Origin of the sequence: Maribacter arenosus (genome assembly GCF_014610845.1) — a bacterium.
GTDB classification, from domain to species: Bacteria; Bacteroidota; Bacteroidia; order Flavobacteriales; family Flavobacteriaceae; genus Maribacter_A; species Maribacter_A arenosus.
Map to the genome: position 1 here is coordinate 427,654 of NZ_JABTCG010000005.1, position 17,331 is coordinate 444,984.

The 17,331-nt window shown below is 39.9% G+C and carries 17 protein-coding genes; 3 read left to right on the forward strand and 14 right to left on the reverse strand.

Annotation, left to right across the window (positions count from 1 at the left end; translation table 11 throughout):
• Window positions 1-99 precede the first annotated feature (99 nt).
• Window positions 100-2,553: a M14 family metallopeptidase gene (locus HPE63_RS15695; RefSeq protein ID WP_188315230.1), complete on the forward strand. Its 2,454-nt coding sequence runs from the start codon at window positions 100-102 to the stop codon at window positions 2,551-2,553.
• 1 nt (window position 2,554) lies between these two features.
• Here HPE63_RS15695 and HPE63_RS15700 read toward each other — a convergent pair whose 3' ends face one another.
• Together HPE63_RS15700 and rimO are read right to left on the reverse strand one after the other, a co-directional pair.
• Window positions 2,555-3,877: a GntP family permease gene (locus HPE63_RS15700; RefSeq protein WP_188315231.1), complete on the reverse strand. Its 1,323-nt coding sequence runs from the start codon at window positions 3,875-3,877 to the stop codon at window positions 2,555-2,557.
• 93 nt (window positions 3,878-3,970) lie between these two features.
• Window positions 3,971-5,299, reverse strand: a complete 1,329-nt coding sequence (rimO, locus tag HPE63_RS15705) for a 30S ribosomal protein S12 methylthiotransferase RimO (RefSeq protein ID WP_188315232.1) — start codon at window positions 5,297-5,299, stop codon at window positions 3,971-3,973.
• Between the two features lie 122 nt (window positions 5,300-5,421).
• On the opposite strand from rimO, the gene HPE63_RS15710 reads away from it, so the two are divergent.
• Complete coding sequence (locus tag HPE63_RS15710; RefSeq protein ID WP_188315233.1) at window positions 5,422-6,513, forward strand: serine hydrolase domain-containing protein; 1,092 nt, start codon at window positions 5,422-5,424, stop codon at window positions 6,511-6,513.
• A 32-nt stretch (window positions 6,514-6,545) separates the two neighbouring features.
• On the opposite strand, the gene ftsY is transcribed toward HPE63_RS15710, so the two are convergent.
• From ftsY to recR, 12 genes are all read right to left on the reverse strand, one after another.
• On the reverse strand, window positions 6,546-7,508 hold the full coding sequence (gene ftsY / locus HPE63_RS15715; RefSeq protein ID WP_188315234.1) for a signal recognition particle-docking protein FtsY: 963 nt from the start codon (window positions 7,506-7,508) through the stop codon (window positions 6,546-6,548).
• Between the two features lie 85 nt (window positions 7,509-7,593).
• Complete coding sequence (locus HPE63_RS15720; RefSeq protein ID WP_188315235.1) at window positions 7,594-7,749, reverse strand: DUF4295 domain-containing protein; 156 nt, start codon at window positions 7,747-7,749, stop codon at window positions 7,594-7,596.
• 47 nt (window positions 7,750-7,796) lie between these two features.
• Window positions 7,797-7,979 (reverse strand): 50S ribosomal protein L33, encoded by a 183-nt coding sequence (rpmG, locus tag HPE63_RS15725; RefSeq protein ID WP_154368514.1) that lies wholly within the window; start codon window positions 7,977-7,979, stop codon window positions 7,797-7,799.
• A gap of 20 nt (window positions 7,980-7,999) precedes the next feature.
• Window positions 8,000-8,236 (reverse strand): 50S ribosomal protein L28, encoded by a 237-nt coding sequence (rpmB, locus tag HPE63_RS15730; RefSeq protein WP_188315236.1) that lies wholly within the window; start codon window positions 8,234-8,236, stop codon window positions 8,000-8,002.
• A gap of 70 nt (window positions 8,237-8,306) precedes the next feature.
• The gene (locus tag HPE63_RS15735) at window positions 8,307-9,554 is read right to left on the reverse strand and encodes a competence/damage-inducible protein A (RefSeq protein WP_188315237.1); all 1,248 of its coding nucleotides are present in this window, start codon (window positions 9,552-9,554) and stop codon (window positions 8,307-8,309) included.
• Complete coding sequence (locus HPE63_RS15740) at window positions 9,554-9,892, reverse strand: Hpt domain-containing protein (protein WP_188315238.1); 339 nt, start codon at window positions 9,890-9,892, stop codon at window positions 9,554-9,556. Before HPE63_RS15740 ends, HPE63_RS15735 begins: the two co-directional genes overlap by 1 nt.
• Entirely contained in the window at window positions 9,892-10,503 is a 612-nt protein-coding gene (locus HPE63_RS15745; protein WP_188315239.1) for a fumarylacetoacetate hydrolase family protein, read from the reverse strand. The genes HPE63_RS15740 and HPE63_RS15745 overlap by 1 nt, the downstream gene beginning before the upstream one ends.
• Window positions 10,504-10,510: 7 nt before the next feature.
• Window positions 10,511-11,425, reverse strand: coding sequence for a carboxypeptidase-like regulatory domain-containing protein (locus tag HPE63_RS15750; RefSeq protein WP_188315240.1), 915 nt, complete (start codon window positions 11,423-11,425; stop codon window positions 10,511-10,513).
• A complete protein-coding gene (locus HPE63_RS15755; RefSeq protein ID WP_188315241.1) occupies window positions 11,426-12,202 on the reverse strand; it encodes a 3'-5' exonuclease in 777 nt (258 codons plus the stop codon).
• 126 nt (window positions 12,203-12,328) lie between these two features.
• Window positions 12,329-13,570 carry a DUF481 domain-containing protein gene (locus HPE63_RS15760; protein ID WP_188315242.1) on the reverse strand — a complete coding sequence of 414 codons (1,242 nt, stop codon included), beginning with the start codon at window positions 13,568-13,570 and terminating at the stop codon, window positions 12,329-12,331.
• 125 nt (window positions 13,571-13,695) lie between these two features.
• A complete protein-coding gene (locus HPE63_RS15765; RefSeq protein WP_188315243.1) occupies window positions 13,696-15,045 on the reverse strand; it encodes a dihydrolipoamide acetyltransferase family protein in 1,350 nt (449 codons plus the stop codon).
• An 83-nt stretch (window positions 15,046-15,128) separates the two neighbouring features.
• Window positions 15,129-15,749 carry a recombination mediator RecR gene (recR, locus tag HPE63_RS15770; RefSeq protein WP_188315244.1) on the reverse strand — a complete coding sequence of 207 codons (621 nt, stop codon included), beginning with the start codon at window positions 15,747-15,749 and terminating at the stop codon, window positions 15,129-15,131.
• A 58-nt stretch (window positions 15,750-15,807) separates the two neighbouring features.
• Between recR and HPE63_RS15775 the strand changes: the two genes are divergently transcribed.
• Window positions 15,808-17,292, forward strand: coding sequence for a sodium:solute symporter (locus tag HPE63_RS15775; protein WP_188315245.1), 1,485 nt, complete (start codon window positions 15,808-15,810; stop codon window positions 17,290-17,292).
• The last annotated feature ends 39 nt before the right edge of the window (window positions 17,293-17,331 follow it).

Genomic DNA, 17,331 nt, shown 5'->3' on the forward strand with positions numbered 1-17,331 from the left:
TTTAACCCTTAATCCGCAAAAGGTGGCAACTTGAAGAAAGTTGGGGTTATCTATTCCTATAATCCTTAAATTAGACCGCAATAAACCTAAATACCAAAAATGAAGCGATTTTTACTCTTCACCAGTTTAATTATAGCCTTTTCCACAGTTGCACAAAGCCTAAAATCGCCTTCAGAATTCCTAGGCTATGAACTGGGTACCACATTCACAAGACACCATGAGGTCGTGGATTATTTTAAGTATCTGGCCAAAAATGCCCCGGAACAGGTATTGTTGCAAGAATATGGGATAACAAATGAACGCAGACCTTTGCTTCTGGCCATTGTATCCACTGCTCCGAACATCAAGGATCTTGAAAATATACGCACTGAACACTTGAGAAGTACCGAGGGTGAAAGCAATGCATCCAAGGCCATTGTCTGGCTAAGTTATAACGTTCATGGAAATGAAAGTGTAAGTACAGAGGCTTCAATGCAAACCATATATGATCTACTTACCGATAAAAAGGCCTATTTGGAGAATACCATAGTGATCATAGACCCATGTATTAATCCCGATGGCCGGGATCGTTATGTGAATTGGTACAACCAACATAAGAATACCCCGAACAATATTGATCCCAATAGCAAGGAACACCATGAGGGCTGGTGGAATGGACGTAGTAATCATTATATGTTCGATCTAAATAGGGATTGGGCCTGGCTTACCCAAATCGAGAGCCAAAGTAGACTGAAAGTCTATAATCAATGGTTGCCCCATGTTCATGTGGACTTTCATGAACAAAGCGTCGATAGTCCTTATTATTTTGCTCCGGCTGCCGAACCTTATCACGAGGTCATCACCCCATTTCAAAGGGAATTTCAGACAACCATTGCTAAAAACCATGCAAAATATTTCGATGCCAATGGTTGGTTATACTTTACAAAAGAGGTTTTTGATTTACTCTATCCCAGTTATGGGGATACATATCCCATCTATAATGGTGGCATTGGCATGACGTATGAACAAGGAGGAAGTGGTAGGGCCGGATTGGGGATTGTGACTGGTAATGGGGATACACTAACCCTGAATGATAGAATCGCCCATCATAGAACCACAGGATTGTCCACAGTGGAAGTGGCCGCCAAAAATGCACAAACATTGAACGAGGAATTCAGAAAGTTTTATAAAAACAAGAATTACAGGCACAAAAGCTACATATTGAATGGTAATCCCGATAATATTGAGATATTGACCCAATTATTGGATAAACATGAAATTAAGTACGGACAGGCTAAAGCCAGCACTATTAAGGGTCTTAAATATGATACCGGTAAAATGGGTAGTATGAAAACAACAAGCAATAGTTTGGTGGTATCCATGGACCAACCGAAGAGTACACTGGTAAAGGTATTGTTAGAGCCAAATGCTAAGTTGAGTGATTCGGTCACCTATGATATCACAGCGTGGTCTCTGCCATATGCCTATGGTCTGGAGGCGTTGGCATCACCAGGAATAATACCTAGCGAACCCTATGTTGGGAAAAAGAGCGGAAAACAAGTATTGAACGAGATGGCCTACGCCTATATATCAGAATGGAATAGTTTTAAAGATGCAGAGTTCCTAGCGGATATGCTAAAAAATAAAATAAAAGTCCGTCGTTCTTTCAAGCCCTTCGAACTTGATGGCAAATCATTCGAAAGAGGGAGCCTGATCATCACCAAAGGAGACAATAAGAACAACCCTAAATTTCTAATATCCCTTGGTGAAATCGCCGATAAGTATAACATATCATTAACCGCTACTCCAACAGGTTTGGTTGATTCGGGGAAAGATTTTGGATCCCAATATGTACAAATGATCAAGGAACCAAAAATTGCCTTGCTATCTGGAGAACCCACTTCAACACTTCAATTTGGTGAAGTTTGGCATTTTTTTGAACAACAACTCAACTATCCTATAACGGTAATCGATTCGGATTATATGGGACGTGTGGATTTTTCGGAATACGATATCCTTATTTTACCCAATGGATATGGTTACAAAAAATTCTTGGATGGGAAAAAAGTGGAGGGATTAAAGCAATGGGTATCGGATGGAGGCAAACTTATTGCCATGGGTGGGGCCATAAAGGGGCTCACAGGGGAAGATGGCTTTGAAATCAAGACCAAGGAAGTCGAAAAAGACTCCACTGAGCACTTGCAGGTATTTGACGAATCCCAGAGGGAATCCATGAAAAAAGCCATAACCGGGGCCATTTTCAAAGCAAAAGTAGACAACACCCATCCTTTGGCCTATGGGTATCAAGATACCTACTTCACTTTAAAATTGGGATCTGATGCCTATAATTATTTAATTAATGGATCTGTTGTTTACCTAGAAGGAAATCAAAATATCCCCGTAGCAGGCTTTGCAGGAAGTGAAGCACAACAGAAAATTGCAAACACCTTGGTGTTCGGGGTAGAATCCCATGGCTCTGGCCATGTGATATATATGGTGGATAATCCGTTGTTCAGAGGTTTTTGGGAAAATGGAAAACTCTTCTTTGCAAATGCCCTTTTTATGGTCGATTGATTTAATTTACAAAAAATGTGATTCCATAAATTACACAGATTGCCGATACCCCAAGAATCAAGGTTCCTAGGGTCAAGGTTTTATTTCCTTGTTTTACATCCATACCGGTCAATTGGGTAAACACCCAGAAAAAACTATCATTGGCATGGGAAACCACCAAAGATCCCGCACCTATGGCCAAAACGGTCATTGTGGTCATCATGGAGCTTTCCAAGCCCAAGGCCGGCATCATGGGGGCAATGATCGAAGCGGTGGTAATCAAGGCCACCGTAGATGAACCCTGTGTGGTTTTTAAACATGCCGCCAGTAAAAAAGGCAAAAACAGACCGATACTCAAATCCGAGAAGTTTTCCGTTATCAATTCGGCGATACCGGAGTTCTGCAACATCTTACCAAAAATCCCTCCAGCCCCTGTTATCAAGATTATAGGGGCCGCCGATTTTAAAGCGTCTCCGAACCATCCTGTAGCCGAATATACTTTATCATCCAACTTCTTAGGTAGCATCAGGGAGAGTGCCACCCCTATCAACAAGGCGATAACCGGTGTCCCTAAAAATGAAATCATCGGATAAAGTTGGTTCGACTTTAAATTGGCATCGGGATAGTCAAAAATTGATTTCACTACGATAAGGAGTATGGGCACAAAGATTGACAACAATGACGTAAACAGTTTAGGTTGATACCCTTTTACTTTTACCTCTTCCAAAATAATAGGAATCTTTGTCCTCGAGGCGAACTTTACCGCAAAAAAATAGCTCGGGACCAAAGCGATTGAACTCACTATAATGCCCCAAAAAATGACATTCCCTAAATCAGCATTCAATATACCTGCCGCCGCAATAGGCCCTGGGGTCGGCGGTACCATGACATGGGTAGCAAAAAGCCCCAATCCCAAAGCAACCGAAGTTCCTGCATACGACTTTTTTGCCCTATGTGACAATGCCTTGTTCAAAGAATTCATCATGATAAAGGCACTATCGGCAAAAACGGGTATCGACATGATATACCCGGTCAGCAACATGGCTAAATGAATTGATTTTTCACCGATAATATCGATCATCCTCACTGCGATTACCATAGCACCTCCTGATTTTTCCAAAACCGTACCAATAACCACCCCAAAAAAAATGATAAGGCCTATGCTGCCCATAAGTCCGCCAAAACCTTCATTAATAGCCGCTAAAATGTTGGGGATTTCCATTCCAGTTATAAACCCATAGCCAATAGCGGCGATGAGCAGCACAAAAAAAGGATGGATTTTCCATTTTACTATTCCCAATATGATAAATGCCAAGGAAAGGACTAAAGCGAGGATATATAACATAATGATGGGTCTGGTAATGGTTATAAGGTTTCCTAAAAATAGAAATTATTTTTATGCTACCCTATCTGGCAATCGCATGAAAATTGAAGCTTCTTATACTTCTGATGGAATTATACCTGGATATACAGGTTCTCCATAAAGGTCGAAATCGGCAGCTTCGATGATTTTTATCATGGCAAATTCACCCTGTTTAACATAGAATTTGGAAGCATCTATCAATACTTCGTTATCCACATCGGGAGAATCGAACTCTGTTCTGCCCACAAAATAGTTACCTTCTTTACGGTCGATGATACATTGGAACGTTTTTCCTATTTTTTGCTGGTTCAACTCCCACGAAATCTGGGATTGAATTTCCATGATTTCATTGGCACGTTCTTGTTTTACTTCCTCAGGAACATCATCGATCAAATGATAAGCATGGGTGTTTTCCTCATGGCTATATGTAAAACAGCCCAAGCGTTCAAAACGCATGGCCGTTACCCAATCTTTTAGCGTTTGGAAGTCTTCCTCGGTTTCCCCGGGATAACCCACGATCAAAGTGGTTCTAATCGTCATATTTGGAACATAGTTCCTAAAATCCTGGAGAAGCTTAGTGGTTTTTTCCTGAGTAGTACCTCGGCGCATACTCTTAAGAATAGCATCGGAGATATGCTGCAATGGGATATCGAGGTAGTTACAGATCTTGGGCTCCTGCTTCATAACATCCAACACATCCATCGGAAAACCAGTTGGAAATGCGTAATGCAACCGAATCCATTCAATACCTTCCACCTTGACCAATTCTTGCAGTAATTCGGCAAGATTTCGCTTTTTATATAAATCAAGTCCATAATAGGTAAGGTCCTGGGCGATCAAAATCAATTCTTTTACTCCTTTAGCGGCCAATTTTTCTGATTCCGTGACCAAGTCTTCAATAGGCTTACTTTTATGCTTTCCGCGCATCAAGGGGATGGCACAAAAGGAGCAAGGTCGATCACATCCTTCGGCAATTTTAAGGTAGGCGTAATTTTTTGGGGTGGTAGTCAAGCGTTCACCAATCAACTCGTGCCTATAATCTGCTCCCAATGCCTTTAACAAATTCGGTAGTTCACTAGTGCCAAAATACGCATCTACATTAGGGATCTCTTTTTGCAGATCTGGCTTATAACGCTCGCTTAAACATCCCGTTACAAAAACCTTGTCAACAGTCCCAGCCTCTTTTTTACCTACATATTCCAAAATGGTATTTATACTTTCTTCCTTGGCATTAGCGATAAACCCACAGGTATTGATAACCACAACATTGCCTTCCTCTTCATGCACCACCTCTTTGTCATTAGCGCGCAATTGCCCCATAAGCACTTCTGAATCATAGACGTTCTTAGAACAGCCTAGGGTTACTACATTGATTCTGTTTTTCTTAAGTGATTTTGTACGCATAGCTTTTAATGGGCTGCAAAAATACAACTTGAGGCAGTAATTATTACGAATTAAGACGATTTCTTCCAATTTTACGTTAAACCTTTTAAGGATTTAAAAATCAAAACCCAAATAATCGACAGATGAAACCAATTTCACTTCCTTTTATTTTTATGTCTTTATTTCTGATCATAGGTTGCAGTAACAACAATGATACCCCAGAAAATGAATGGCCAGAACCATTGGGCATGTATTTCCCTCCTTTGAATGGCAATGAATGGGAATCCATTTCCATGTCCGAATTAGACTGGAATGAAGCTGTGGAACAATCGCTCTACGATTTTTTAGAAGAAAATAACACGGATGCATTTATAATTCTGAAAGATGGAAGAATGGTGGTCGAAAAATATTTTGGTGATTTTGATGCAACACAAAATCATTCTTGGAACTCTGCCGCCAAGACATTGACGAGCATGACCGTCGGAATCGCCCAACAAGAAGGATTTTTATCAATTGATGATCCTTCATCCGATTATATGGGCGTGGGATGGTCGTTACTCACACCCCAACAAGAGCAAAATATCACCGTAAAACATCATTTAACCATGACCACAGGACTGGATTATACCGTGGAAAACAACTTTTGTACCGATAAGGAATGTTTAGTTTATAAAGGGGATCCCAACACGTTTTGGTACTACCATAATGCAACATATTCCTTATTGGATGATATTGTGGCAGCAGCTACAAACCAAGATTTTAAAACGTATTTCAATAGCAAGGTCCGTGATAGAATAGGAATGCAAGGTACTTGGATCAAAACGGGGTATCTTAATCTGTACTTCAGTACGGCTAGAAGTATGGCCCGTTTTGGGCTTTTAAACCTAAACGAAGGATATTGGGAAACCACAGCGATACTGGAAGACCAAGACTATTTTACAAGCGCGATCAATTCCTCCCAGGTTTTAAACCCATCATACGGTTACCTCTATTGGCTGAACGGTAAAAATGGTTTTAGACTACCAGAATCAGAAGAATTATATTCAGGTAAATTAATTCCCTCAGCACCTGACGATCTTTATGCCGGACTTGGTGCCTTTGACCAAAAGCTTTACGTTGTGCCTAGTCAAGGCTTGGTCATTGTTCGCATGGGTGATGCTGCCAATTCAGAGGAATTTGGACCAACCTCATTTGACAACGAACTTTGGGGTAAGATCAAGGAGCTAATCGATTAGATAGGTGCAATTGTGAATACGTAGGGTCTTTATCAATTTTCTATATTGAAGAATGAATCTACGAACTCATACTTGTTAAAGACCTGTAGATCCTCAATGCCCTCGCCAACACCGATATATTTTACCGGAATCTGAAATTGGTCCGATATCCCAATGACCACGCCCCCCTTAGCAGTGCCATCCAATTTTGTTACTGCTAAAGCAGTTACTTCGGTAGCCTTGGTAAACTGTTTAGCCTGTTCAAATGCATTTTGCCCAGTGGACCCATCCAACACCAATAATACTTCATGTGGAGTATCATCGACCACCTTCTGCATGACCCGTTTCACCTTGGTAAGCTCATTCATTAAATTCACCTTGTTGTGCAATCGCCCAGCAGTATCTATAATCACTACATCCGCATCCTGGGTAACTGCAGAACTCAAGGTATCGAAAGCAACCGATGCCGGATCACTACCCATTTTTTGTTTTACAATAGGAACATCCACCCTATCGGCCCAAACCTGTAATTGATCGATAGCCGCGGCCCGAAACGTATCTGCCGCGCCTAAAACCACTTTAAGTCCTTGTTTTTTGAATTGATAGGCCAACTTTCCGATAGTAGTCGTTTTACCCACCCCGTTGACACCGACCACCATGATCACGTAGGGTTTTTTATCGATTGGAATACCAAACTCCCTTTCTTCCCCTAAATGCGTCTCTGACAACAAAGCTGCGATTTCTTCGCGCAAAATGGAATTCAGTTCGTCCGTGCCCATATACTTATCCTTGGCTACTCGGGCTTCTATACGATCTATGATCTTTAATGTGGTGTTGACACCCACATCGGAAGAAACCAAGACCTCCTCTAGATTATCCAAGACATCATCATCTACCTTGGATTTACCAGCTACGGCTTTACTTAATTTTGAAAAAAAGGTGGTTTTGGTCTTTTCCAACCCTTTATCCAAGGTCTCTTTCTTTTGTGAGGAAAATATCTTTTTGAATAAACTCATAATACCTGAACAATTTTCGCCAAAGATATGAAAATAAAAAAGCTCCTTTCTTTCAAAAGGAGCTTTTAAAAATTGAAAGAATCAATTAATTTTTATTTGCGAACCATTGGTTGACCGCTTCTGGAGCCATAACAGATTCTTGAAATATATAAGCCCCGCTCTTCGGAGATCTGACCATTTTTATAGCTTTGGTCAATCTTTTTGAACTTGTTTGTAAACTTGCTACCGTCTTCTTTGCCATTACCTTATGCGTTATTTGACATTTTCACCTTAGTGATACCGTCTTAATTACTTAATTTCTTTGTGAACAGTCATTCTCTTAAGGATAGGATTGAATTTCTTTATTTCCATCCTTTCGGGAGTGTTCTTTTTATTTTTTGTAGTTATATACCTGGAAGTTCCTGGTTGTCCGGACTCTTTATGCTCCGTACATTCCAATATAACTTGTACCCTGTTGCCTTTTTTTGCCATTGTAATCTATCTTTTTAGGATTATTTTACCAATCCCTGTGCTTTAGCCTCTTTTAAAACAGCAGAAATGCCTTTCTTGTTTATGCTCTTCAACGCCTTGGCTGAAACTTTAAGCGTTATCCAACGATCTTCCTCGGGAAGATAAAAGCGCTTTTTAGAAAGATTTACGTTAAATCTTCTCCTTGTTTTATTGATAGAAAACGATACGTTGTTTCCAAACATCGCTCTTTTTCCCGTAATTTCACAAACTTTTGACATCGCGCCTAATTTTTCATTTTAAACAGGCTGCAAATTTATATCATTTTTGCGTCATGGACAAAATTCTACTTCAGATTTTTATTATTTCTTTTTGAAGCAACTCAAATGCCTTATTTACAGCCTTTTGAATTATTCTTGTCCGCTGTTTCCCGAACATGAATTTATGAACGTACACCTCTTTTGGGGTGGCTATGGCTATAAACACCGTTCCGATCTCAGCATCGGAATCTCCCTTTGTTGGTCCCGCATTACCCGTTGTAGCCACGGAAAAATCAGTATTCAACAACGATTTTACATTGATTGCCATGGTTTTCGCTACCTCAGCACTGACCACTGAATGTTCATTAATCATAGATTTTGGCACATGAAGTACCTTTATCTTGCTCTCAGTGGCATAACTTACAACGCTACCTTTAAAATATGCCGATGCACCGGACATTGTGGTAATTTTTTCTGCAATTTTGCCTCCCGTACAACTTTCGGCCGTTGCCAAGGTCATATTTTTCGCAGTAAACAATTTCGCCACCAATTCTTCAAGGGTTTCCTCATCTTCCGTGCCATATATCAGATCACCGATCAGGGGTTGCAATTTATTAATTTGGTCCTCAATGGCATCGATCAAGATTTGTCTATTTTCCCCTTTGGCACTTAACCGTAACCTAACTTTACCCAAATTCGGTAAATAGGCCAATTTAATAAATGGCGGTAGGTGTTCTTCCCAGTTTTCGATTTTTTCCGCTAGGGCACTTTCCCCAAGGCCATAGGTGACCAAGGTTCTATGAACGATATAGGGTCTTTTATATTCTTCTATAATTTTCGGAATAACCGAATTGACCATTAAGGCTTTCATTTCAAACGGTACACCAGGAAGTGATACAAAAGCAACACCGTCGGATTGCATCCACATTCCAGGTGCCGTACCATTGGCATTGTGCAATACCGTCGCCTTCGAAGGCACCCTGGCCTGTTGTCTATTTACTTCAGATATAGGAATAGAGAGAATACTTGAGAATAAGTTCTCAACATGCTTTAGGACCTCATCGTTTTGAACCAATTTGTCATTGAAAAACTCGCAAAATGTATGTTTGGTAATATCGTCCTTGGTAGGGCCTAATCCCCCGGTGACAATCACAATTTGGGCTCTTGACTTCGCTTCAGCCAAGGCGTTAAGAATATGCTGACGTTCATCTTGAACCGAAGTAATTTGATAAACCGATATTCCGATTTTATTGAGCTCTTTAGCGATAAAAGCCGAGTTAGTATCCACGATTTGACCTATGAGAATCTCATCGCCAATAGTAATGATTTCAGCAAACATTATAGACTAAAATCATTTTTAAGCTCTGCTACTACTTGATGAATGTCTTTTTTCAATAGGGGAAACACCTCTCGGATTTCACTCATATTGGCCGAGTTTTTTCCCAAAGTTTCGAGCTGAAGTGCCACGGCCCGGGTTTGTTCCATACCCAAGAGGTCAACGTTGGGCTTAATTTTATGGGCAAGTTGATATACCTGTTCATGGTCTTGCTGTTCGAGCGCCTTTTCGAGTCCCTCAAGATCTTGGGGTACTTCTTCCAAGAAGACAGATATAACAGAATTGATGAAATCCTCGTCACCATCGGCCATCTCATTTATTTTATCAAGATTGTATATCATTATTTAATTTTTAACGAAAAAAGTTCTTGTCCTTCCAACTTTCCCGAAAGATAATCATTTGTTGTTATCTGACCAACACCCGCAGGTGTTCCTGTAAACAAAATATCGCCTTTTTTTAATGTGAAAAAAGTAGAGACATAAGCCACAAGTTCATCTATATTCCAGAGCATCAAGCCTGTGTTACCTTTCTGGACTAGTTCTTCATTCTTATAGAGTGTGAAATTTAAATTGTTCAAATCTTTAAAATCGGATTTCGGCAGCCATCTACCTATCACTGCCGAACCATCAAAACCTTTTGCTTTTTCCCAAGGCAATCCTTTTTGTTTCAATGCTGATTGAAGGTCCCTCGCCGTAAAATCAACACCTAAACCAACCTCATTATAGTACTTGTGCGCAAAACGCCTATCGATATGCTTGCCTACCTTATTGATCCTTATCAATACCTCAACCTCATAATGCACCTCTTTGGTAAATTCGGGAATATAAAAATCCTGGTCTTTGGGCAAAACAGCGGAATCTGGTTTAATAAATACAACGGGGTCTTTGGGACGCTCATTCGCCAATTCCTCAATATGGGCGGCGTAATTTCTACCAATACAGATTATTTTCATAATGAACTTACTCTTTCAATAGTTTCAGACTTATAGCAGGAATCAAATTCCCAGTATCATCCTTGGACCTCACTTTAAAATCGGTCCATTGCCCCATACCATAGACCATGGCCTTATAATTTTGGTTTTTGTTGTAAACGGCTCCGAATGTTGGTGCAAATCTGTCTTCTACCATTTTCTTTTTTGTAATGGGATGCTTATAGGAATAACGATACCAATTGAAGGGCACGAACAACCATTCCACCCCCACATAAACCCCGGTTTCCGGCATTTTTAAGTTGAAGGCCCCTAGGTCAATGGATACAAAATCTTCCTCGAGGTTTGATTCCAATATTATGCTTTTCCGCAAAATATCAGTTCTTGGCATTTTGGTCTTTGGTTCAACATCAAAGATTCGTAAACGGAACTTGGCACTAGGTCCCTTGAACAATTTATTCTTTTGAAAGAACATGGTTACCTTATCCAAATATTTTTTCTGCGCCCCGATATTAGGGAAGTAAAGGGCCAATACCCAAGGGGTTGATGAGGATGAAAACCCACTGGTAAGGCTGTAACTGCTTATCGGGTTCAGGACATCGGAATTCCCAAAAGATTCAGATACGACCACCTCATCCAATTCATAGGATTCCTCTACCATTCCAAATCTCTTTTTATTGAAAATATCCTTGGCGATTACAATCGTATCTTTATAACCTAATGAAGAAATATGAACTTGTTTCTCTAAAAAGTTTGTAGGAAGGTCGATAAAAAAATGCCCTTTTTCGTCCGTGGATGTTCCTTTTAATGTGTTGAGAAAACTAAGATTAACATAAGGAATGGGTTTTTTGGTCTTATGATCAAGCACATATCCTTCGAAAAGAATTTCCTGGGCAGTTGAACTTAAGCCTAAAAGAAGGACTAAAAAAAGTACTAAGAACCGCATTCAATTTAACTTGTTGTTCAATCTACTTAGCTTGATCTGCGTCAAGACCTTTTTGGTATACAATGGAAAATCGGCATTTAGGATCCATCCGAAATAGCCAGGCTCTTTATCGAGCACTTCCAAGACTTTTCTCCCTTTATGTTTGCCGAATGCGAACACTTCCTCATCGTCATCATCCAAGGCGATAAACCCCGCAAGATCAACGGTTCTTTTATGGGTCGAAAATTCAGCCAATTTCTTGATATTGTTCTCCAATTCTGGATAACGATCCAATTGGGATAATAAAACCTCATAGGTGGCCAAGGTGTCCGCTTTGGCACTATGCGCATTAGCCAGGTCTTTATCACAATAGAATTTATAAGCGGCTTCCAGGGTTCTTTTTTCCATTTTATGAAAGATGGTCTGAACATCTACCGATACCATGTTTTTCATATCAAAATCAACTTCGGCCCTCAACATTTCCTCTGCCAATAATGGGATATCGAAGCGATCGGAGTTAAATCCCGCCAAATCGCTATCCTTGATCATATTGTAAATATCTTTCGATAACTCTTTGAAAGTCGGTTCATTGGCCACTTTCTCATTTGAAATTCCGTGGATTTCGACAACTTCTGCAGGGATTTCGATTTCAGGATTTACCAGCCAGGTCTTACTTTCCTTATTTCCGTTGGGGAATATTTTTAAAATGGATATCTCTACAATCCTATCATGTGCAACATTGGTTCCCGTGGTCTCCAAATCAAAAAAACAAATCGGTCTTGTCAGCTTTAACTCCATTTCTCCTAATCTTTGGACAAAGATAAGTCTTAGAAAACATTAACGAAATGAATAATTCCATTAATTGAGTTCCCTGTTCCTACTACAAGTATTTGAAGCCATTGGACTAAAACATAGGAAACAGTACTATAATCGCGTATTGATGATATTGTTGAAGGCAGATCCAAAGGTATAACTTAGCCCAACCCTAAAGCCCACTTCAAAATCTGTAGCAATTTGTTTTTGCTGTAATAGAACATCCTCTAAGGATGCACTGCCGGATGGCAAATTTATTTGATCTCGAATTATGTCCAGGTTCCCTGAAAACCGAACAGCCAGTCCTTTAAACACCCGTACCGAAATATTACTGTATAGTTCGACCCGGTTTTTAGAAAAATCATTTAAAAAACTCATGACCCTGAACCTTGAATAGATATTGCCCCAGGGTTGCCTGTACCTCACTTGTACATCGAGGGAATGGTTGAACAAAGATTCTTTGTCCTGGCCGAATATTGTCGTATCGATGTAATTATTATAAATGTATCCGATTTTGTAGGCAAATACGATTTCCCTTCTAAGGACCTCACGATAGGGAAAAATATTATATTCAATAGCTGGGGTAAGACTCATGGAGAGATCTATGTTGGTATATGTATCATATTTCGCCCCACCGAAAATACCTGCCGACCAATGATCGGATAGACTTCGCACAATGCTCCCATAACCGAAATATCTTTCGGTCTTGCTTAAAAATTCCTCATCATCCTGAACGTATTTGCTATTGGACAGGTTCATTTGAAGATCGGTTCGAATACGCCATTTTTCGGTTACCCGGTCACTTTCAAAGCCAATCTCATATTCAAACTCCTTTCTACTTGATTCCTTATCGAGTTGGGCCTCGCCATAGACCTCAAAAATCCAATTGTTCCATGGATCATCAAAATCAATATCCTGTCTTTTTGCCAAACCTTCATCAGTAATCTTATAGGATATTTTATCCGAGACATCAGATTCGATCAGATACCGAAGAAGACCATTTTTCACGGTTTCCAAAAGTCCTTTACGAATGTCGTCGGAGGTCATGTTCATATTGGAATCGAAGGAGCGTTCAAGACCAATCTTATCATAAGCACCTGTTCCCTTGTAATCCAGTTTATAGGTACGGCCTCCACTGCCATTGGCAATATCATAGATCATAAGGACAACATTGGCCAATTGTTGATCACGTACATGGTTTACATAATTTATTTCTTGCCTTAAGTAACTCTTTTCGCAATTGCAATCGATAAAAAGATTTATAGGATCTTTATCCTGGGAAAACAACAAGGAACTTGAAAAAAGTAAAAGGATATAAAGAACATTCCTTGAAATAAGTAAATGAAATCTCATTCTTGATCAGGCTAATAATAAATTTAAAAGCCACTAAGGTATGTGATAAAAACAAGGGAATCGAATGCATTGTACTAAATTTTTATGCACTGTAAAAATTTGCTAAGCCTATAATAAAACCAGGGTTAAATTTCCTGATGTACATCCCAGGCCTCTAAATAATCGGCTACAGCTTTGGCGAACATACTTCCTAGAGCACCATTTACCACCCTATGGTCATAACTATGGGACAAGTACATTTTACTGCGGATGCCGATAAAATCACCTTCGCTGGTCTCAATAACCGCAGGTATTTTTCGTATCGCACCGAGAGCTAATATACCCACCTGGGGTTGATTTATGATCGGAGTACCAAAGACACTGCCAAAAGTACCCACATTGGTGACGGTATATGTGCCATCTTGTACCTCATCTGGTTTCAATTGATTGTTCCTTGATCGTTCCGCAAGATCATTTACCACTTTGGTCATACCTACCAAATTCAATTGATCGGCATTTTTAATCACTGGCACGATCAAATTGCCATCTGGTAAAGCCGCCGCCATACCAATATTAATGTTCTTTTTCTTTATTACGGTGTCACCATTGACAGAAATATTCATCATTGGATATTTCTTTAAGGCTTTGGCAACAGCCTCCATAAAAATGGGGGTATACGTTAATTTCTCACCTTCAGCCTTATAAAAGGCGTCTTTGACCTTATCCCTCCAATTTACGATATTGGTAACGTCGACCTCGATGAAACTCTGAACGTGGGCGGATGTGGAAACACTATCGACCATATGCTTGGCAATGAGTTTTCCCATACGGGTCATCTCAATCACCTCATGGCCATCGGAAGATACAACCCGTGGTGTTTGCTGCTTTTCAACCACGCTTTGGGTAGGGGTAGGTATTGGCTCGGATTTTGTTTTTTCTGCCTGGGTCGGCCCAGTAGGTATTTTGGAAGGTTTTCTTGCCGCAACAAATGCCAAAATATCGGTTTTAGTAACCCTGCCTTCCAGACCCGTACCTTCTATAGCTTCAAGCTCAACCATGGAAATCCCTTCTTGCTTCGCAATATTTCTTACCAAGGGAGAATAAAAACGTTCCGAAGAACCTTGGTATTGTTTTGAGCTACTTGCCGTTTCTTTGGCCGTTTCGACCGTTTGGGAAATCTCCTCAACAACTTCGCTGGAAATTTCCGATACTTCTGACGTTCCCGTATCAGGTTCATCGGTATCATGTTCTTCATTTTCAATCTCGATGATGGCAACCGTGTCACCGACCTTGACCACATCATCAACATTGAACAATTTTTCAACCAATACGCCATCTACTTCGCTAGGCACCTCAGAATCTACCTTGTCGGTGGCAATTTCAAAAACGGCTTCATCCATTTCAATAGTATCACCAACTTCTTTCAACCATGAAGTCAGCGTTGCTTCTGCAACGCTTTCGCCCATACGTGGTAATTTCAATTCAAATTTTGACATATTGCTAAATTCTATACTGTTTTAGATCCGTTATTTGCTAAAATTAGCAAATAATACCACAAAAAGGTTCATTTATTATATCCCTAGTTTGTTTTCAATGAATTTTCAAATGGAATTCTATTTAAGATACTGCGCCCCAAGGTTACTTCGTCGGCATATTCCAATTCATCGCCAATAGAGATACCACGGGCAATGGTCGAGGTCTTTATTTCTACCCCTTCAAGTTGTTTGTAAATATAAAAATTGGTGGTATCCCCTTCCATAGTTGAACTTAAGGCGAATATCAATTCTTTGATTTTTCCTTCCTTGGTCTTATTCACCAATGATGCAATGGTCAATTCCTGGGGTCCAACACCTTCCATAGGGGAAATCTTTCCGCCCAATACATGATAAAGTCCATTGAACTGACCCGTGTTTTCTATCGCCATAACATCCCTTATATCCTCTACCACACATACCACACTTCCATCCCGTTTCGGATTGGTACATATCTCACAAAGTTCAACATCGGATATATTATGGCATTGGGTACAAAATTTGACCGAATTTCGAAGGCCCTCCAATGCCGAGGACAATCTAGTTGTTTGACCACTAGGTTGCTTTAACAGATGAAGAACCAGCCTTAAGGCGGTCCGTTTTCCGATTCCTGGTAGCTGTGACATTTCATGAACGGCGTTCTCCAAAAGTTTTGACGAAAAATCCATAACGACAAAATTACGCACTATTTTTTCTTTTTGTACTTTGCGTCTGAAATTTATTTATATGTCAGCCACCCATATTCTGCTTCTTATCGGGGCCTATTTCATTGTACTTTTATCGATATCCTACTTAACTGGGAAAAATGATTCAAATGCTGATTTCTTTAAAGCTGGAAAGCAGTCTCCTTGGTATTTGGTCGCCTTTGGTATGATCGGGGCATCCTTGTCGGGTGTAACCTTTATCTCCGTGCCAGGTTGGGTAGAGGCTTCCCAATTCAGCTATATGCAAGTTGTCTTTGGCTATTTGTTGGGCTATATGGTAATTGCCTATGTACTACTTCCTATTTATTATCGGCTAAATGTAACTTCGATCTATGAATACCTCGATGATCGTTTTGGGTTTGTGAGTTATAAGGTAGGCGCCATTTCATTTTTTGTTTCCCGTGTATTAGGAGCTTCCTTCAGATTGTTCTTGGTGGCCATTGTATTGCAGCAATTTGTCTTTGATACCTGGAATGTCCCTTTTGAACTCACCGTTACCCTTTCCATTTTACTTATATGGATCTATACTTTTAAAGGGGGTATCAAGACCATCGTATGGACAGATACCTTACAAACATTATTTATGTTGGTTTCAGTAGGGTTATCCATCTTTTTTATACTAAGACAATTGGATTGGGGGTTTATGGATTTTTTGTCCTCAGATGAACTAAAACAATATAGCAAAACATTGTTCTTAAATGATTTTGGGGACAAGAATCATTTCATTAAGTCATTTTTGGGCGGTATGTTCATTACGATTTGCATGACCGGGTTAGATCAGGATATGATGCAAAAAAACTTGACATGTAAGACCTTAAAAGATTCCCAGAAGAACATGGTAAGCTTTAGTGTAATATTGGTTATTGTTACTTTTGTTTTTATGCTGCTCGGGGCACTATTGTTCATTTATGCGGATAAATTCCAGATTTCAATCCCGGTAATGGACGGCAAACCAAAACCCGACTTATTGTTTCCGGAAATAGCGTTGAACAGTGGCTTGGGCATGACGGTTGCCATTACTTTTATTTTGGGTCTCATTGCTGCGGCCTATAGTAGTGCTGATAGCGCCTTAACCTCCTTGACCACCTCTTTTTGTGTAGATTTTTTAGGCATTGAAAAAAAAGCGGAGAACAGGCGTAAAAAAATTCGAAAAGCCACCCATATAGGTATGAGCCTGTTATTGATTATAGTGGTCATCGCCTTTAAACATATTCTCGATACCAATGTTATTGATGGGCTATTACAAGTAGCATCGTACACCTATGGTCCATTATTGGGGCTATTCGCTTTTGGTATTTTCACAAAACATCAAATTAAGGACAAATATGTTTGGATTGTCGCCTTAGTATCAGTTGCCATATGCTATATTTTGGGGAAATTACCTCCTGAAAATCTAGGAGGATATGTTTTTGGTTATGAACTGCTACCTTTAAATGGATTTATAACTTTTTTAGGGTTGCTGTTGATTCGGAAAAAACAGACAAGCAATCTGAATAACCCGACATAATCCAAAACAAGGTCTTAAAATATTCCATTAGAACTACTT